The organism is Ensifer sp. VA4 (genome assembly GCF_055710065.1).
The window spans coordinates 40942-59095 of the sequence record NZ_JBVQPO010000017.1; the positions used below are offsets into that span (position 1 = coordinate 40942).

Below are 18154 nucleotides of genomic sequence, written 5' to 3' on the forward strand. Positions count from 1 at the left end.
TCGTGGAAAAGCCTAGACCGGAACAAGTGCTTCGCGCTTTGACGCCGGAGAATTGTCGGCTTCTTGCACTTATTCATCGCCACAAACCGGAGAGCGTTGCCAGCCTATCGCGTCTGGCTGATCGTCCGCAACCAAATGTGTCCAGAAGCTTGGGTATGCTAGAAGAAGTGGGCATAATCTGTCTGGTCGGCTCCAGACCCAAGCGCCCAGAATTGGCGGTGACGGAGCTTCGGATCAGTCTTGACGAACTCCATGTCTGACCGCGCGGCCGACGCGGTATCTCAGTGGCACTTGCTACCTAACCATTCGCGGGTCGGAGCCCCGCCTGCGGCGATAGAAACGGTGTGCTAGAGTGAGCGCTGGAGAGGAGAGGCCGTCGGCATTTTGGTGGTGTTTAACCCCGTTACCTAACGTGGTCCATGGGCTGTTGCGCGCTTGAGAGTGGTGACGCCGTTTACGGCGATCCCGTTTAGGAATTTGATTCTTTGGCACAGCCCAGCCTCTCCATTCGACATCAGAAGAGGAGAGCCCGCCATGGCTGGTGCAAAGAAGTCTCGCAGCGGGATATTTCGCCGACTCACTTGAATGCCGCGGCAATCGACATCGGGGCGACGATGCACGTGGCCGCGGTCGGTCCCGACCAAGCTTGCGAGCCGGTGCGCAGTTTTGGAACCTTCACCGCATAGGTTGGCCGACTGGTTCACGCAGTGTGGCGTGCGCACGGTCGCGATGGAGTCCACGGGGGTCTACTGGATTCCGGTCTTCGAGATACAGCACGTGCCGGGTCGCAAGACCGATATTAGCGACGCCCAATGGCTGCAGCGCTTGCATGAATATGGATTGCTCAGGGCCAGCTTCCGGCTGAAGGGCGAAGTTGCGATCATGCGCGCCTATCTGCGCCAACGCGAACGTTTGCTGGACTACGCTGCCTCGCACATCCAGCACATGCAAAAAGCGCTGACGCAAATGAATCTGCAGCTCCACCACGTGGTGGCAGACATCACCGGTGTCACCGGCATGGCCATCATCCGTGCGATTGTCGCCGGTGAGCGCGACCCGATGGTTCTGGCGTCCTATCGTGACCACGCTGCCAAGCGTCTGCGGAGACGATCCGTCAAGCGCTTGTCGGCAATGATCGCGAAGAGCACATCTTTGCCCTGACCCAGGCGCTGGAGTTGTACGACGTCTACCAAGCCAAAGTGGCGCTCTGCGACGTGCGCATCGAGGCTGTGTTGAAGCGGCTGCGGAAGGCCTCGTCCACCCCTGTCGGCAAACCGCCGACCGTGCGGACAACGCAGAAGCAAGCCAATGACCCAGCCTTTGATGTTCGCACCGCCCTGTACGGCTTGCTCGGCTGCGACGTCACTCAGATTCACGGGCTCGGGCCCTAACTGACGCTCAAATTGGTCGGAGAGTGCGGGACCAACCTCTCGGCCTGGCCGAGTGCCAAGCACTTCACCTCCTGGCTGTGCCTCTCACCAAGCAACAAAATCTCCGGCGGCAAAGTGTTGTCGTCACGCACCCGACGGTCTGCTAGCCGGGCCGCGGCGCTACTGCGACCTGCCGCGGTTGCGGTTGGGCGCACTCAGACCGCGTTGGGGGCATTCTATCGGCGTCTGTCCGCACGCGTCGGTAAGGCCAAGGCGGTCACTGCCACGGCCCGGAAAATCGCCGTCTTGTTCTACAACACCCTGCGGCACGGTATGGCATACAGCGATCCGGGAGCCTCCCACTACGAGGAGAATTACCGTCGACGCGTCCTCACCAATCTCGAGCGAAGAGCAAAGTCGTTCGGGTATACCCTACAACCCGCGCCAATATCCGGCTGAATGTTTCTTAGGAATTTCCGCATTTTCCTCGGCGACTGCCCACTTAGCACTGCGAACTCGCCAAAAATGGAACCTTCGCGTGGCTAAACGCGACGGTCATTACGAACGCCTAATCGAAGTTTTGATGGAAGGCGCGTACTGGACGGGCCCCGCGCAGAGAGGGCTCGCTTGCGCCGGGCCTGCTGCGATGCTTACACCGCGTCGCGCACGCGCTCCCAGGCGTTCATGAGGTGGCGGCCGAGGACCTCGGAGAGCTTTGCCTTGTCGCGAGCTTCGAGTGCGACGATCATTTCCTCGTGCTCGGCAACGGCCGCTGCCCATTTCTCCGGTCCCTCGTGGCCGATGAAGCGGATGCGCTTCAGCCGCGTCTGCAGAATGCCATGCATGTCCGCCAAAGCGGCGTTTGCGGCAAGCTGGACGATGGCCGAATGGATCTGTTGGTTGAGCTTGTAATATTGCAGCCGGTCGCCGGCCTTGTAGCGCCGGACCATCTCGTCATGGAGCGCGCGCACTTCGGCAATACCGGCATCGCTTGCAGCCTCGCAGGCGAGCTTGCCGGCAAGCTCCTCCAGCGTCTGCAGAACCGTCAGCATGTCGTGCACGTCCTTGGCGCTGAAGCGCTTGACCACGGCACCGCGGCTCGGAACGAGCTCTACCAGGCCCTCGCTCGCAAGATATTTTATGGCTTCGCGCAGCGGCGTGCGAGACACCCCGAGCTGCTCGCCGAGTTGGCCTTCGTGTAGGCGGGTACCGGGCGATAGGTCGCCCTCGATGATCATGTCGCGCAGATGGCTGACCAGCGTGTCGTGCAGTGCCGTGCGTCGGATCGGGCCTGGGCCGCCATCCGGCCGTCTCTCAAGAGATGTGATTTCGTTCATGGTCTTGCTTCTGCGTCTGGCGGCTGGGCGCCGGCCGTCTGTTCCCGTTCGCGCCGATTGAATCAGTGCTGTCTCATTAAAGCATGGAGACCGGCTCTTCTATCGTCAACAGAAAATGCTGCATACAGAATACAAAAGACTTGATGCAGAATGTTGAATAACGTATGACGGCAGCCGAAAGAATGAAGCGGAGGACATCTCACATGACGACCAACGGTGCTGCCGGTAACGGCGCGCGTCCTGTCATTGCGCTCGCCATGGGCGATCCGGCGGGCATCAGCCCGGAACTGACCGCAAAGCTGCTGACGCTTGCGGACATCCGCGAAGCCGCGCACATCATCACCATCGGCGATCGCCGGATCCTCGATGAGGGTGCCAAGGCTGCCGGCGTGACGCTCGACCTCGATCAGTCGTCGCTCGCAGATCTCGACAAGGCCGGAACGTCGCGTCACGTATTCGTCGATCTCGCTCACCTCGATCCTTCCGACGTCGTTCGCGGCGAGGCGACGCTTGCCGGCGGCACCTTTGCGACCCGCAACTTCCGCACGGCGCTCGAGCTGGCGCATGCGGGAAAGGCCGATGCCGTCTGCTTCACGCCCTTCAACAAGAAGGCCATGCGCTTCGCCTATCCGGGCTATGACGATGAAATCCGCTTCGTTGCCGATGTTCTCGGCTTCACCGGCAAGGTTCGCGAGTTCAACGTCCTCGAAGAGGTCTGGAACGCCCGCGTCACCTCGCACATCCCGCTCAAGGACGTGGCCGACAATCTCTCGATCGATGGTATCATCGCCGAGCTCGAGCTGACCCAGGCCTGCCTCAAGGAGGCGGGTTACGACGAAGCGAGGATTGCCGTCGCGGGTCTCAACCCGCATGCCGGCGATGGCGGAAGCTTCGGCATGGAAGAGATCGACATCATCGAGCCCGCGGTCGAGAAGGCGAAGTCGCTCGGTTTCAACGTCGAGGGTCCGTTCCCGGCGGATACCGTTTTCGGTCGGGCGCTGAAGGAAGGCTACAACGCCGTCCTCACCATGTATCACGACCAGGGCCAGATCGCGATGAAGCTGATGGGCTTCGACAAGGGCGTGACCATGATGGGCGGTCTGCCCTTCGCGCTCTGCACGCCGGCTCACGGCACAGCCTATGACATCGCCGGCAAGGGGATTGCCGACGTCGGCGCCAGCCGCGAAGCGCTGCTGCTTGCCGTGCGCATGGCGAAGAAAAAGGCCGCTCTCAAGGCGGCTGCCTGATTTCGCGCGCTTTCACGCAATAACGGCGCAGGAGGAGGTCTTGCGCCGCAACTCAAATAACGGGAGGACCAGACATGAAGAAATCAGTTTCCATCGCATGCATCATGGCAGCCGCTTTCGGCGTTGCCGCTCCGGCCGCCGCTTTCGAGCCCGATCGCCCGGTTGAATTCGTCGTTACCGCCGGTCCGGGCGGCGGTACCGACATCTTTGCCCGCACGATCCAGGCGATCATCGGCAAGTACGAGCTGATGAAGGCGCCGGTCGTCGTCACCAACAAGGGCAGCGCTGGCGGCGCCGAAGGCTTCGTCTATACCGCCACCAACAAGGGCGACGCCTACAAGCTGGCATTCGGCACCAACAACGCCTACCTGCTGCCGGTTCGCGCCAAGGTTCCCTACAAGACGGAAGACCTGACGCCGGTAGCGGCGCTTGCTTCTGACGAGTTCGTTCTCTGGGTCAACGGCAAGTCCTCCTACAACACCGCAGCAGACTTCGCCGCCAAGGCGAAGGAAGGCGGCCTGAAAATCGGCGGCAGCCAGTCGAAGGACGTCGACCAGATCCTGACCTCGATGATCAACGAGGCGACCGGCGCGACGATCAACTACATCCCGTTCAAGAGCGGCGGTGAAGCGGCCGTACAGCTTGCCGGCGAGCACCTCGACGCCAACGTCAACAATCCGAGCGAAAACCTCGGCCAGTGGCAAGCCGGCATGGTCAAGCCGCTCTGCGTCTTCAAGAGCGTCAAGCTTACGAACGACGCCAAAGTCGCCGGAGACAAGGCCTGGAGCGATATCCCGACCTGCAAGGAATCGGGCATCGCCATCGACAACTACTCCATGCCGCGCACCGTCTGGCTGCCGGCCGGCGTTGACCAGGATGTGGTCAAGTTCTATGCGGACCTGATGCGCAAGGTTTCCGAAACGCCGGAATGGGCGAAGTACCTCGCCGACACCTCGCAGTCGCCGTCCTATATTGCCGGCGACGACTTCAAGACCGCCATCGAAATGGATGGCGCGGCTGTCGGCGAAGTGCTGAAGCGCGAGGGTTGGCTCGCCAACTAACAGGCGCGATATCGGGACGGGTGCCTCTACAGCGCCGTGCGTTACGCCTGACGCGCCATGGACGCTGTAGCACTTAAAATTGCAGCATAATTCCTTAAATCGATCCCGATTCAGGAATCATGCGGAGGCGCCCGTCATCCGCTTTGAAAGGTCATGATCATGAGCGAAAACGGTGCGAATGGGGTCTCCCGCTTCGCGGTTGAGCTTGGCGTTGCTGTGCTGACCGGCGCCTTTGGCGCGACGGTCTGCTACGGATCCCTCGATGTCGGTGCGGGATGGACCGAATTCGGGCCGGAAGCCGGTTATTTTCCCTTCTACGTCGGCCTGCTGATCCTTCTCGGAAGCGTCGCCAACATCATCCACGCGTTCTTCAAGCATCGCGGCACGGGCGAGATTTTCATCGAGGGGCAGCGCGCCAAGGTGGTCGCGTTGTTCCTGTTGCCGCTGATTGCCTTTGCCGGCGTTTCCGCCTGGCTCGGCCTCTATCTCGGCACGGCGCTCTACATCGCCGGCACGATGCTCTTCCAGGGGCGTTACAAATGGTGGATCGCGTTGCCTTCAGGCGTCGCCGTTTCACTGTTCTTCTTCGTCGTATTCGAGATCGGCTTCAAGGTTCCGCTGCTCAAGGGACCGGTCGAGGCCTGGTTCGGGATCTACTGATCTCGACGCCTAAGCTTTCCCGGGAGGAATGACATGGAAAATATCGGTCTTCTGATCGATGGCTTCGGCCACATCCTCAGCTGGAACCACATCCTGCTGATGATGGTCGGCGTCACGCTCGGCATTCTGGTCGGCGTACTGCCGGGACTCGGCGCGCCGAACGGCGTGTCGCTGTTGCTGCCGCTGACCTTCTCGATGGACCCGATCTCCGCCATCATCCTGCTCTCCTGCATGTATTGGGGCGCACTCTTTGGCGGATCGACCACGTCGATCCTCTTCAACATTCCTGGTGAGCCCTCGTCGGTAGCGACGACCTTCGATGGTTATCCGATGGCGAAAGCCGGTCAAGCGAGCCGGGCTCTGACGCTTGCCTTCGTATCCGCCGGTATCGGCGCGCTCGCCGGCGTCGTCATGATCACGCTGCTCTCCGGCTGGGTCGCAAACTTTGCGTTGCGCTTCTCGTCGCCCGAATATTTCGCCGTCTATTTCCTCGCCTTCGCAAGCTTCATCTCCATGGGCGCGCAATCGCCCTTCAAGACGCTCGTCTCGATGATGCTCGGCTTTGCGCTTGCTTCCGTCGGCATGGACACGATTTCCGGCGATCTCAGGCTGACCTTCGACATCCCGACCCTGATGAAGGGCGTCAGCTTCCTGATCGCCGTCATGGGCCTCTTCGGTATCGGCGAGCTTTTGCTGACGACCGAGGAGGGACTGCGCTTCGAGGGTATCAAGGCGCGCGTCAAGCTCGTCGAGATCGGCCGCACGCTGGTCGAGATCCCGCGCTACTGGTTTACGATCCTGCGTTCGACGATCATCGGCATATGGATGGGCATCACGCCCGCCGGCCCGACGGCCGCCTCCTTCATGAGCTACGGCGTTGCCCGCCGCTCGGCGCGCGACAAGTCGAAGTTCGGCAAGGGCGATCCGCGTGGCGTCGTGGCCCCGGAAACCGCCGATCATTCCGCCGGTACCTCGGCGCTGCTGCCGATGCTGGCGCTCGGCGTCCCGGGTTCGGCGACGGCTGCGGTGATGATGGGTGGCCTGATGATCTGGGGTCTGACCCCGGGTCCGATGCTCTTTACCGAGCGGCCGGATTTCGTCTGGGGCCTGATTGCCTCGATGTATCTCGGCAACGTCGTTGCGGTGTTCCTGGTGATTGCCACCGTGCCGCTCTACGCCTCGATCCTGCGCGTGCCCTTCGCGATCATCGGCCCGGTTATCGTCGCGGTGATCTTCTCCGGCGCCTACCAGGTGGCAAACTCGGTTTCCGATATCTTCCTCGTCATCGGCTTCGGCGTGCTCGGCTACGTGTTCAAGAAGCTCGAGTACCCGCTGGCGCCGCTGGTTCTCGCCATGGTGCTCGGCGACAAGGCGGAAGACGCCTTCCGCCAGTCGATGCTGCTCTCCGGCGGCAGCCTGAACATCTTCTGGTCGAACCCGCTGGTCTCCTCTCTGATGGCGCTCGGCGTTGCGCTCTTGCTGTCGCCGCTCGTCTTCGGACTGATCTGCCTGGCGCGTAAGCGCAAGGCAGATGCCAAGGCCTCGCATAGTGACGGCAGCGCGGCGGCTTGACAGAGCCGCCCTGTCCCAGAAAGTCCAATTAACCGTGAGGAGAGCCATGCCGGACGCGCGCAAATGGACCCGTAAAACCTGGCCGATCGCGGCCGCGATGATCCAGTATCCGAACGTGCTCGCCGACGGCAGTTCGGTGCAGGAGCAATCGGTCGAGCAATGGGCCGAAACCTTGGCCGACGTGGTCGATGCCGGCTTCACCGAACTCGACCCGACCGATAGCTGGATCCGCCTAGCCGATCTCTCGCCAGAGCGGCTCGACAGCTTCGTCAACCTCGCCCGCGACCTCGGCCTTATCATGCCGGCTATCTCGACCTCGCGGCGCAGCGTGATCGACCCCGAGCATGGCGACGAATATCTCGCCTACAGCCATCGCGTCATCGAAACCGCGGCGGCGATCGGTGCGGGCTCCGTATCCTTTGGCCTTTTCGGCCCGCTGACCGAGGCACAGAAGAAGGCGCTCTGGTTCTGGACGGTCGATGGCGTCAAGAACCCCGACGACCCGGCCGTCTGGCAGAAGGCGGTTCAACGCATTCGTGAACTCGGCCGCCATGCGGAGGAACTCGGCATCGAGCTGGCGCTCGAGATGTACGAGGATACCTATATCGGCTCGGCCGACAGTGCCGTGCGCTTCATCACCGATGTCGGGATGGCCAATGTCGGCATCAACGCCGACCTCGGCAACCTCGTGCGTCTGCATCGCCCGGTCGAGCACTGGCAGCAGATGATGGCCAAGGTCGCTCCATTCGCAAAATACTGGCACGTCAAGAACTACTACCGCACCGAGGACGAGACATCGAGGCTGGTCGTCACCCATCCGGCGCCGCTGGAGTTCGGTGTGATCAACTACCGTGCTGCCATCCGCATGGCGCTGGCCCACGGCTTTAACAGCCCGTTCCTCTGCGAGCACTACGGCGGCGACGGCCTCTCCGTCAGTGCGGCCAATCGGGACTATCTGAGGCGCATTCTGCCTCGCGACTAAGGGAAGACGCGATGACCACCATCTTTGACGCACCGGAAGAGTTCGCCACGACCGCGCTTGCCGGCTTCGGTTCGATCTATGCGCGCAACGTCCGTCTCGTGAAGGGCGGCGTCGTTCGCTCGACCAAGGTGCCGAAGGGCAAGGTCGCCGTCGTCATCGGCGGCGGCTCCGGGCACTATCCCGCTTTTGCCGGCTATGTCGGTCCGGGCATGGCGGATGCGGCCGTTGCCGGCGATGTCTTCGCTTCGCCCTCGACGGCGGCCGTGGCCCGTGTCTGCCGCCAGGCCGATCAGGGCGGTGGTATCCTGCTCGGCTTCGGCAACTATGCCGGCGACGTGCTGAACTTCGGCGTTGCAGCCGAACGCCTGCGCGCCGAAGGCATCGACGTGCGCATCGTGCCGGTGACGGACGACGTCGCCAGCGCATCCGCCGAAACGCCCGAGAAGCGCCGCGGCATCGCCGGTGACCTCGTCGTCTTCAAGATCGCCGGCGCGGCCGCCGAAGCGGGCCTCGCCCTCGACGAGGTCGAGCGCATCACCCGCCTTGCCAATGACCGCACCGTTTCCTTCGGGGTAGCCTTTGGCGGCTGCACGCTTCCGGGCGCCAAGGCGCCGCTCTTCACCGTGGCGAAGGGCGAGATGGCGCTTGGCCTTGGCATACACGGCGAGCCGGGCATCAGCGAAGAAAAGATGGTGTCGGCGAGCGAATTCGCCAAGCTTCTCGTCGGCAAGCTTTTGGCCGAGCGGCCGGCTGATGCCCGCAAGGTCGCACCGCTCCTGAACGGTCTCGGTGCGACGAAGTACGAAGAACTCTTCGTCCTCTGGGTGGCGATCGAGAAGGAACTGAAGGCGGCCGGCTTCGAAATCGTCGATCCCGAATGCGGCGAGTTCGTCACCAGTTTGGACATGCAGGGCTGCTCGCTGACGCTGATGTGGCTGAACGACGAGCTTGAGACCTACTGGCGCGCTCCTTGCGATGCGCCGGTGCTGCGCAAGGGCACGATCATCGCCGCCGAGCCTGCGACCGACGAGCTCAAGGACGAAGACGGCGCGATTGCGTTTGCACCCGCCTCGGATGCATCCCGGGAAAGCGGCAGGTGCATTGCCCGGCTGATTGGTGAAATCGCCGAAGCGTTGAAGCAGGCTGAAGACGAACTCGGCCGCATCGACGCCTTCGCCGGCGATGGCGACCATGGCCAGGGCATGCACCGTGGTTCGGCCGCCGCCGACGAGGCGGCAAAGACGGCAGTCGCGGCCGGCGCCGGAGCGGCAAGCGTCCTGGCGGTGGCGGGTGATGCCTGGGCGGATCGCGCCGGTGGCACCTCGGGCGCGATCTGGGGTCTGTTGTTGCGTTCGTGGAGCAATGCCTTCGACGACGAGACGGCGCCTTCGGACGCCGCCATCGTCGATGGCGCCCGCCGTGCGCTCGATGGCGTCACCCGCCTCGGCCGTGCGCGCGTTGGCGACAAGACGCTCGTCGACGCGCTGGTGCCGTTTGTCGCGACCCTGGAGCGTGAATTTGCCAGTGGCAAACGTCTGACCGAGGCGTGGAGGACTGCTGCCAGAGCAGCGACAGAAGCAGCCGAGGCAACCTCCGGCCTGACGCCGAAGCTTGGCCGCGCACGCCCACTTGCCGAAAAAAGCATCGGACATCCGGATGCGGGCGCCGTGTCGCTGGCGTTGACGGCGCGTGTTGCCGACGGGTTCCTGGCGCAAGCCGCAAGGGCCTGACGCTTTAAGTGCCGGGATCGGGCGGCGGCAATGCCGTCCGATCGCAATCTGCCGCGGGTGGTGGCCGCCTTTCTTGAGTCGAATCTTCATCGCCGGATACGCTCCGCCCTCCGCCCTCCGCCCTCCGCTCTTGCGGACGCGAGCGGGCCGGGGGCGCCGTCGGGCGTGGCTTTTTCAACACAATCTCTGGTCATTGTTGGGGAAACCCAATCAATTTTCTCGGCTGAAGACAGCCTGCCACGGAATTGCCCGAAGCCAGGCTATGGCTTTGATTTCCTGCAGCGTGCGCTATGTGCTCGAGTTCGTGTGCCGCCGGTCATTGCCAATCATTTCTGACGTTCCGAGAAGGAGACAAGAATGAAAAAGAGTTTTGCCGTGAAGGTATCCGTAGCGTCTCTGGTTCTCGCTGGCGCGATGGCCGCAAACGCAGCCGATCTCGCGACTGTTCAACCTGAGCCTGAGCCCGATACCAGCAACGGTGTCAAGATCGGCTATCTCGACTGCAACATCGCCGGCGGCGTCGGCTATGTGCTGGGTTCCGCCAAGGAAGTGGATTGCGTCTTCCGTTCGACGATGGGCGCCGAAGCATCCGACCATTATTCCGGCGCCATCCGCAAGATGGGCGTTGATGTGGGCTTCACGACGCAAAGCCGCTTGATCTGGGCGGTGTTTGCACCGACCGCAGGCTACCACCGCGGCTCGCTCGGTGGTCTTTATCAGGGGGCAACCGCTGAGGCGACGGTCGGCGCCGGCATCGGTGCCAACATCCTCGTTGGCGGCACCTCCGGTTCGATCCATCTGCAGACGGTGAGCGTGACCGGCCAGATCGGCCTCAACCTTGCGGCCACCGGCACCTCGATGACACTGACGGCGGTCAACTAAGATCGGTATCGACGGCCAGTTGTACTCCTCCCGCAACGGGCCCGGCATGACCGAACAAAACGACAAGGGCACCGCACTCGAATCGAGTTGCGGTGCCTTTTCATTTGAACTCCGGCGATTCCCGTTTAAGGAAAGCCGACCGGCGTTCTGCGCCGTAAAAGCGAATGTCGAGGGTTCGGATTGAGCAAAAGCCTTTGCCTTGGCGTCGTTGCCATTTGCCTCGCGTCCGCGCCGCGGACCGCCACTGCCGAATGGCAGGCGGTCGAGAAGGAAGCGCCCTATAGCATCGAGGGGCAGACGGGCGCCGAACTCTATGCCTCGATCGGCGAGCGCGGTCCGAAAGCCGGCCTTGGCCGGGCGATCGCCCATACCAATTTCAAGCTGACCTGGACGCGGAAATACGAGGAACAGGCCGGCGCCTGCGTGCTGACCACCGCCAAGCCGAAGCTGATCATCACCTATACGCTACCAAAGCCGGCAAAGCCGCTGCCTGCGGGCACGCGGGAGAACTGGGACATCTTCATCGATGGCGTGCGCAAGCACGAACGCGTGCACGGTGATTTCATCAAGGAGATGGTACACGCGATAGAAGGCGCGACCTTGGGGCTCACTGTCCCTGACGATCCCAAGTGCCGAAAGATCAGGGGCGAAATGACCTCGCGCCTTGGTGCGCTTTCGCAAGCCCAACGCCAGCGCAGCCGCGACTTCGATCAGGTCGAACTGACGGACGGCGGCAATATCCACCAGCTCATCCTGAGGTTGGTGAACGGGCCGTAGATCGCTGGTCCTCTCTGGCCGAAAGGGCGCCGAACCTATGCTCGGCGGCCTGATTGGCCATCCGCTCAAGCATACCGCACCAGGAACTCCTCAGCCGTCAACTCGCGGAAATCGTCGAGAGCGCGGCGGAGGCGCTGGTGGTCCCAGTCCCACCAGGCAAGCGCGTCCAACCGTTCGCCGATGCCCTCGTTGAAGCGGGCGCGGATGAGCTTCGCCGGCACGCCGCCGACGATGGTGTAGGGCGCGACATCCTTCGAGACGACAGCGCCGGCGCCGATGACCGCGCCGTTGCCGACGGTGACGCCGGGCAAGATGGTTGCGCCATGGCCGATCCACACGTCATGACCGATCGTTACTCGGTTGGATCTGCGCCAGGCGAATAGGTCGTGGTCGAGTTCGGTATCGTCCCAATAGTTCGGCGCGCGATAGGTGAAGTGGTGCAGCGTCGCCCGCCATGTCGGGTGATTGGTGGCATTGATGCGGACGGCGGCTGCGATGTTGACGAATTTGCCGATCGTCGCGCACCAGATCGAGCCGTCCTGCATGATGTAGGAGTAATCGCCGAACTCGACCTCGTCGAGTCGGGAACGCTCCTGCACCTCGGTGTAGCGGCCGAGCGTCGAATTGTTGACGCTCGCCGTCGGATGGATGAAGGGTTCGAGCCCAAGCTTCGGGCTCATGCGGCGGCCTTTCGTGGCGAAAACAGCGAAACGTCCAGGATGCGGTCGGCAACGGCGTCGCGCACTTCCTCGTCATGGAAAATACCGATCAGCGCCGTGCCCTTGGCCTTCTTCTCGACGATCATCTCGACCACGACCGCCCGGTTCTTCGCGTCGAGCGAAGCTGTCGGCTCGTCGAGCAGCAGGATCTTGTGGTCGGTGATGAAGCCGCGGGCGATATTGACGCGCTGCTGCTCGCCGCCGGAGAAGGTGGCCGGCGGTAGGCTCCAGAGTTCGCGCGGCAGGTTGAGCTTGCTCAGAAGCTCGGCCGCATGGGCGCGCGCTTCCTCGAGAGGCGTGCCGCGGGCTTGTAGCGGTTCCGCCACGATGTCCAGCGCCGAGACGCGCGGCACGACGCGCAGAAACTGGCTGACATAGCCGAGCGTCGTGCGCCGGACTTCGAGCACCGTGCGCGGTTCGGCCGTTGCGAGGTTTACGAGCTTGCCGTCGTGATCCATCAGGATCTGGCCTTCATCGACGCCGTAATTGCCGTAGAGCATTTTCAGGATCGAGCTCTTGCCGACGCCGGACGGGCCGCCGAGAACGACGCACTCGCCCGCCTTGACCGAGAAGGAGACGTTGGCGACGACGGGCCGACGAACGCCGTCACGTAAGTGCATGGTGAAACTTTTCGCGACTTCGGAAACAACGAGAGGTGTTGCCATGGTTCTTACTTTCCTTTGCGCATGATCTGGGCCGAAAACCGATTTTCACTTTTCGGGATCATGCGTCACACCTGCAAGATGGAAGAAACGAGGAGCTGGGTATAGGGCTCGCGCGGATCGTCGAGCACACGGTCGGTGAGGCCCTGCTCGATGACGGCGCCGTCCTTCATCACCATCATGCGGTGCGAGAGAAGGCGGGCGACGGCGAGGTCATGGGTGACGATGATCGCCGCCAAGCCAAGGTCGTGCACCAGGCCACGCACCAGATCGAGCAGGCGCGCCTGGACCGAGACGTCGAGGCCGCCAGTCGGCTCGTCCATGAAGACGAGGCGCGGGGAGGTGACGAGATTGCGGGCGATCTGCAGGCGCTGGCGCATGCCGCCGGAAAAGGCGCGCGGCTGGTCGTCGATGCGGTCGACGCCGATCTCCACCCGCTCCAGCCAGTCGCTGGCGGTGGCGCGGATGTTGCCGTAGTGGCGGTCACCGACGGCCATCAGCCGCTCGCCGACATTGGCACCAGCCGAAACCGTCATGCGCAGACCTTCAGCCGGGTTCTGGTGCACGAAGCCCCAGTCGGTGCGCATCAGGAAGCGGCGCTCGGCTTCTCCCATGCGGGCGAGGTCGCGGTACTGGCCATCCCGCATGTGGTATTCGACGATGCCGGACGTCGGCATCAAGCGGGTCGACAGGCACGACAAAAGCGTCGTCTTGCCCGAGCCGGACTCGCCGACGATGGCGAGCACTTCACCCGGATAGAGCTCGAAGGAGACGTTACGGCAGCCGATGCGGCTCCCGTAGAACTTCGAGACGTCGTTCACTTTCAGAAGGGGGAGGGTACTCATTCTGCGGCCTCCTGGTGGGCGAGCATGTGACCTGCATGGCCGCAGGCGCGGCGGTCTTCGCAATGGTCGGTATCGGAGCAGACGAACATGCGTCCGCCCTTGTCGTCGAGGATCACCTCGTCGAGATAGACGTCCTCGGCGCCGCAGAGCGCGCAGGGCTTGTCGAAGCTCTGAATCTCGAAGGGATGGTCGTCGAAGTCGAGGCTGACCACGTCGGTATAGGGTGGTACGGCGTAGATGCGCTTCTCGCGGCCGGCGCCGAAGAGTTGCAGCGCTTCCGACATGTGCATCTTCGGATTGTCGAATTTTGGCGTCGGCGACGGGTCCATGACATAGCGCCCTTCGACCTTGACCGGATAGGCATAGGTCGTCGCGATATGGCCGTTGCGAGCGATGTCCTCGTAGAGCTTCACATGCATCAGTCCGTATTCTTCGAGTGCATGCATCTTGCGCGTCTCGGTCTCGCGCGGCTCGAGGAAGCGCAGAGGCTCCGGGATCGGCACCTGGTAGACGAGGATCTGGCCTTCGGTTAGCTTCTCCTCCGGAATGCGGTGGCGCGTCTGGATGATCGTCGCCTCTTTCGTGCGGGTGGTCACCGCGACATTGGCGACCTTCTGGAAGAAGGCGCGGATCGAAACCGCATTGGTGGTGTCGTCAGCGCCCTGATCGATGACCTTCAGCACGTCCTTCGGACCGAGGATCGAGGCGGTGACCTGGACGCCGCCGGTGCCCCAGCCATAGGGCATCGGCATTTCGCGCGAGGCGAAGGGCACCTGATAACCGGGAATGGCGATCGCCTTGAGGATCGCGCGGCGGATCATGCGCTTCGTCTGTTCGTCCAGATAGGCGAAATTATAGGTGGCAAGGTCGTTCATCGCTGATTACCCTTGAGTGTGTCGACCGCGGATGGGGCCAGGATTTGAGCGAGATAGTTTTCCGGGTTGTTGTGACTGGCGTCGCGGCGGTAGCGACCTTGTTCTGGGTTGCTCGCAGCGCCCAGCGTCAGCCGAATGCCAAAGGGCGCAAAAACGATGGATCCGGCGATGCCGGCGTCGTCTTTGGCGGCGACAGTGGCGGCGATTGCGGCGGTGGAGATGGTGGCGGCGACTGAGCGGCCACCGCACGTCACCGCGGTTTGCCCGATCATTCCGCGGCCTCCTGTCGTTCCTTCGGCGTCTCGCCGGAATTCATGGCCTCATAGTCACGGCGCATCCGGCGGACGAGGTCGAGTTCGGCCTGGAAGTCGACATAGTGCGGCAGCTTCAAGTGCTCCACGAAGCCAGTCGCCTGGACATTGTCGGCGTGCGAAATGACGAATTCCTGGTCTTGCGCCGGGGCGACGATGTCCTCGCTGAACTCGTCGGTCCTCAGCGCCCGGTCGACCAGCGACATCGACATCGCCTTGCGTTCGCTCTGGCCGAAGACGAGGCCGTAGCCGCGGGTGAACTGCGGCGGCTGCTTTGCCGAACCCTTGAACTGGTTGACCATCTGGCATTCGGTCACGCGGATCGTTCCGAGCGAGACGGCAAAACCGAGTTCAGGCAGATCGAGTTCGACCTCCACTTCGCCGATGCGAATTTCGCCGACGAAGGGATGGGTGCGGCCGTAGCCGCGCTGTGTGGAGTAGGCGAGCGCCAGCAGGAAACCCTCGTCGCCGCGGGCGAGCGCCTGTAGGCGGAGGTCCCGGGCCATCGGAAACTCCATCGGCTCCCGGGTGAGGTCGCCCATCACATGGCCTTCAGGCATCTGACCGTCACCTTCGATCAGGCCTTCACCATCGAGAATATCGGAGACGCGCATCACGTGTTCGCCCGGCTCCTTGGCTGCCGGCTCCTCGACGGTCTCGTCAGAGATCAGCGACGGGTCGAGCAGACGGTGCGTGTAGTCGAAGGTCGGCCCGAGCAACTGGCCCCCGGGCAGATCCTTGTACGTCGCAGATACGCGGCGTTCGACCTTCATGTTGGCGGTATCGACCGGTTCGGAATAGCCGAAGCGCGGCAACGTCGTGCGATAGGCGCGCAGGATGAAAATCGCCTCGATCATGTCGCCACGCGCCTGGCGCACGGCGAGCGCCGCAAGTGCGCGGTCGTAGAGTGAGGCCTCTGCCATGACGCGATCGACGGCGAGGCCGAGCTGCTCGACCACCTGATCGATAGTGATCGAAGGCAGGTTGCGATCGCCGCGCCGGCGGTCTGCGAGAAGGCGGTGCGCATTGGCAATGGCGGCTTCCCCGCCCTTGACGGCAACATACATGGGTCACGCCTCCTTGAGCGAAAGACGGGTTGTGCGCGGCAGGCAGACGAGCCTGTCTCCGGCCGTCAGCACGAGATCGACACCGCGCGGGAAGATCGCGCGATTGCTCGTCCAGAATTCGAGGAAGACGTCGGGCAGGCCCTTCACGGCAATTTCCGTCTCGCCCTTGATCCCGGGACCCTTGGCGGTGAGCACTTGGCCGCCGGTCAGCGCCTCGACTTCGATGACGAGCGTCGTTGAACGATCCGGGTATTCCTGCGTGCCGAGCGAGAACTGGTCGAAACCGGGGAAGGCGGCGCCTTTTTCGATGAAGGCGAAGCGGGCATCCGTCTTGCTGACGGTGGCGGAGGCACCCGTGTGGAAGGAGATCCATTGCGGAACGGCCGATTTTCCGAGCGCCGAAGTGAGCCAGATGGGCGTGTCATGATCGCAAAGTGTGAGCGCTACCGCTCCGGCAGCGACGCTGAGCGGAGCGGGTGGGGTGCCCGTCGTCTCGAGGTGCTTGATCGTGCCCGGACGAGCGAAACCGTCCATCAGGCAGCGGAAGACGGATTGGGCGGCAAAGACCGGATCCGCGAAAGCGCCGGCGTAGATCTGCGATTGGCTGGCCATCAGTCGTCTCCCCGGACCATGGTGAAAAAGTCGACGCGGGTAGCCGCAGTCTCTTCGGCCTTGCGGCGTTCTTCCTGCGCGATCCGCTCGGCCACGCGGCGAAGCAGGGACGCGACATCTGCCTTGTTGCCAGCGCACTGGGAAAGGGCGTCGAAGATTGCCGCCAGGCGGGCGCGCTGCCTGTCGGTACCGAGCATCTGCCCGTGGCCGATCTCGCCGGTCGAAAGCCGGATGGTCGCGCGCGAGACCGTAGCCTCGCCAAGATTGAATGGATCTCCGCCGCCGCCGATCCGGCCGCGCACCATGACGAGACCTGTTTCCGGGCCGCGGACCGGATGAACCTCCGGTTTATCGGCCAGTGTTTCCCAGGCGGCATTGAGCTCGTCGAAGGTTGCGCGGGCGAGCAGCCCCATGGCTTTCTTGCGCGCCGGGTCCGGCGGGCTTTCCTGTTTCAGCTTCGCATCCATTATTTTCACCTCAAATGTCTATTGATCTAGACAACTGTACATCTTATACTTTTCCATAACGTCGGCAAATGACAGGCTTGTGACATGGCAATGCGAAAAGTGGTGGAACGCCAGACCGGTGTCGCTCTCTGGCGGCAGATCGCCGACAGGATCCGCCTGGCCATCAGCAATGGCGACTATGACGCGACCGGCATGGTGCCGCCCGAAACGGCGCTCGCCGGCGAGTTTGGCGTCAATCGGCACACGGTCAGAAGTGCGCTGGCGGCCCTTGCCGAAGAGGGGCTGGTGCGGGCCGTCCAGGGACGCGGCACGATCATCGAACGCAAGGAAAGGGTGAGTTATCCGATCTCGAAGCGCACGCGGTTCTCACAGGGCCTCGGCCATCAGGTGAAGGAGATCGGAACCAGACTGATTGCGCATACCGAAGTGCCGGCAACCGGCGAAGTGGCGACAGCACTTGGCATCAGGCCCGGTGATCCGGTGATCGAACTCAGGACCGTCAGCAGCGGCGACGGCCGCCCGCTCTCGGTGTCATCGAGCTACTATCCGGCGCATCGGTTTCCGCGCATGGCCGAGGAGTTCGAGCGCTTGCATTCCGTCACCAAGGCCTTCGCCGCCCATGGCCTGGATGACTATGTGCGCGCCTCGACCGAGATCGTCGCCCGCCATGCCGACGCCGAGGAACTTTCGATGCTGCAGCTTTCGCCGGGTGCGATCGTCCTCGAGGCGCAATCGCTCAATGCCGATCTCAACGGTATACCGGTTGAGTTTTCCCGCAGCCGCTTTGCGGCGGACCGGATGAAACTGCGGATCGAGACATAGGATAGCGCCGCCAACTGCCCACGGCGACGACGCCACACCCAGCTTCAAGCGTTCGATCGAGGAAATAAGGCGGATAGGTCGCATTTCCGACGTGTTTTTGCCGCATCACCGATACCTGCATCAGGATCCACGCATTGGGAATTCTCGCAGGGAGAA

Annotated in this window: 19 protein-coding genes and 1 pseudogene; 11 read left to right on the top strand and 9 right to left on the bottom strand. The window is 62.9% G+C overall.

Features of this window, described 5'->3' with window-relative positions:
• Window positions 1-2 precede the first annotated feature (2 nt).
• On the top strand, window positions 3-260 hold the full coding sequence (locus AC0C6X_RS26420; RefSeq protein ID WP_334196910.1) for an HVO_A0114 family putative DNA-binding protein: 258 nt from the start codon (window positions 3-5) through the stop codon (window positions 258-260).
• A gap of 306 nt (window positions 261-566) precedes the next feature.
• Window positions 567-1829: pseudogene (locus AC0C6X_RS26425) on the top strand (IS110 family RNA-guided transposase).
• A gap of 191 nt (window positions 1830-2020) precedes the next feature.
• Here AC0C6X_RS26425 and AC0C6X_RS26430 read toward each other — a convergent pair.
• A complete protein-coding gene (locus AC0C6X_RS26430) occupies window positions 2021-2707 on the bottom strand; it encodes a GntR family transcriptional regulator (protein WP_247960612.1) in 687 nt (228 codons plus the stop codon).
• Window positions 2708-2910: 203 nt separating this feature from the next.
• Here AC0C6X_RS26430 and AC0C6X_RS26435 point away from each other — a divergent pair, with 203 nt between their 5' ends.
• The 8 genes from AC0C6X_RS26435 to AC0C6X_RS26470 all read left to right on the top strand — a co-directional run bounded on the left by AC0C6X_RS26435 (window position 2911) and on the right by AC0C6X_RS26470 (window position 11618).
• Complete coding sequence (locus AC0C6X_RS26435) at window positions 2911-3954, top strand: 4-hydroxythreonine-4-phosphate dehydrogenase PdxA (protein WP_472956047.1); 1044 nt, start codon at window positions 2911-2913, stop codon at window positions 3952-3954.
• A 74-nt stretch (window positions 3955-4028) separates the two neighbouring features.
• On the top strand, window positions 4029-5015 hold the full coding sequence (locus AC0C6X_RS26440; protein ID WP_472956048.1) for a tripartite tricarboxylate transporter substrate binding protein: 987 nt from the start codon (window positions 4029-4031) through the stop codon (window positions 5013-5015).
• Window positions 5016-5174: 159 nt separating this feature from the next.
• Window positions 5175-5675, top strand: coding sequence for a tripartite tricarboxylate transporter TctB family protein (locus AC0C6X_RS26445; protein WP_247960610.1), 501 nt, complete (start codon window positions 5175-5177; stop codon window positions 5673-5675).
• Between the two features lie 33 nt (window positions 5676-5708).
• Complete coding sequence (locus AC0C6X_RS26450) at window positions 5709-7247, top strand: tripartite tricarboxylate transporter permease (protein ID WP_472956051.1); 1539 nt, start codon at window positions 5709-5711, stop codon at window positions 7245-7247.
• 46 nt (window positions 7248-7293) lie between these two features.
• A complete protein-coding gene (locus AC0C6X_RS26455) occupies window positions 7294-8229 on the top strand; it encodes a sugar phosphate isomerase/epimerase family protein (RefSeq protein WP_472956052.1) in 936 nt (311 codons plus the stop codon).
• Window positions 8230-8240: 11 nt separating this feature from the next.
• Window positions 8241-9959, top strand: coding sequence for a dihydroxyacetone kinase family protein (locus AC0C6X_RS26460; RefSeq protein WP_472956054.1), 1719 nt, complete (start codon window positions 8241-8243; stop codon window positions 9957-9959).
• Between the two features lie 357 nt (window positions 9960-10316).
• Window positions 10317-10841, top strand: a complete 525-nt coding sequence (locus AC0C6X_RS26465; protein WP_472956057.1) for a DUF992 domain-containing protein — start codon at window positions 10317-10319, stop codon at window positions 10839-10841.
• 180 nt (window positions 10842-11021) lie between these two features.
• Window positions 11022-11618, top strand: a complete 597-nt coding sequence (locus AC0C6X_RS26470) for a DUF922 domain-containing Zn-dependent protease (protein WP_472956058.1) — start codon at window positions 11022-11024, stop codon at window positions 11616-11618.
• Between the two features lie 65 nt (window positions 11619-11683).
• Here AC0C6X_RS26470 and AC0C6X_RS26475 read toward each other — a convergent pair whose 3' ends face one another.
• The 8 genes from AC0C6X_RS26475 to phnG form a co-directional block, all read right to left on the bottom strand.
• Window positions 11684-12298 carry a DapH/DapD/GlmU-related protein gene (locus AC0C6X_RS26475; protein ID WP_173519856.1) on the bottom strand — a complete coding sequence of 205 codons (615 nt, stop codon included), beginning with the start codon at window positions 12296-12298 and terminating at the stop codon, window positions 11684-11686.
• Complete coding sequence (gene phnL / locus AC0C6X_RS26480; protein ID WP_472956059.1) at window positions 12295-13002, bottom strand: phosphonate C-P lyase system protein PhnL; 708 nt, start codon at window positions 13000-13002, stop codon at window positions 12295-12297. The genes AC0C6X_RS26475 and phnL overlap by 4 nt, the downstream gene beginning before the upstream one ends.
• A 65-nt stretch (window positions 13003-13067) precedes the next feature.
• Window positions 13068-13844 carry a phosphonate C-P lyase system protein PhnK gene (gene phnK / locus AC0C6X_RS26485; protein WP_173519858.1) on the bottom strand — a complete coding sequence of 259 codons (777 nt, stop codon included), beginning with the start codon at window positions 13842-13844 and terminating at the stop codon, window positions 13068-13070.
• Window positions 13841-14719 carry an alpha-D-ribose 1-methylphosphonate 5-phosphate C-P-lyase PhnJ gene (locus tag AC0C6X_RS26490; RefSeq protein ID WP_173519859.1) on the bottom strand — a complete coding sequence of 293 codons (879 nt, stop codon included), beginning with the start codon at window positions 14717-14719 and terminating at the stop codon, window positions 13841-13843. Before AC0C6X_RS26490 ends, phnK begins: the two co-directional genes overlap by 4 nt.
• A complete protein-coding gene (locus AC0C6X_RS26495) occupies window positions 14716-14991 on the bottom strand; it encodes a hypothetical protein (protein ID WP_173519860.1) in 276 nt (91 codons plus the stop codon). Before AC0C6X_RS26495 ends, AC0C6X_RS26490 begins: the two co-directional genes overlap by 4 nt.
• The gene (locus AC0C6X_RS26500) at window positions 14988-16097 is read right to left on the bottom strand and encodes a carbon-phosphorus lyase complex subunit (protein ID WP_173519861.1); all 1110 of its coding nucleotides are present in this window, start codon (window positions 16095-16097) and stop codon (window positions 14988-14990) included. The genes AC0C6X_RS26495 and AC0C6X_RS26500 overlap by 4 nt, the downstream gene beginning before the upstream one ends.
• Before the next feature lie 3 nt (window positions 16098-16100).
• Window positions 16101-16709, bottom strand: a complete 609-nt coding sequence (gene phnH / locus AC0C6X_RS26505) for a phosphonate C-P lyase system protein PhnH (RefSeq protein ID WP_173519862.1) — start codon at window positions 16707-16709, stop codon at window positions 16101-16103.
• Window positions 16709-17176, bottom strand: a complete 468-nt coding sequence (gene phnG / locus AC0C6X_RS26510) for a phosphonate C-P lyase system protein PhnG (RefSeq protein WP_173519863.1) — start codon at window positions 17174-17176, stop codon at window positions 16709-16711. Before phnG ends, phnH begins: the two co-directional genes overlap by 1 nt.
• A gap of 84 nt (window positions 17177-17260) precedes the next feature.
• On the opposite strand from phnG, the gene phnF reads away from it, so the two are divergent.
• Window positions 17261-17998: a phosphonate metabolism transcriptional regulator PhnF gene (gene phnF / locus AC0C6X_RS26515; RefSeq protein ID WP_376741706.1), complete on the top strand. Its 738-nt coding sequence runs from the start codon at window positions 17261-17263 to the stop codon at window positions 17996-17998.
• Window positions 17999-18154 lie beyond the last annotated feature (156 nt).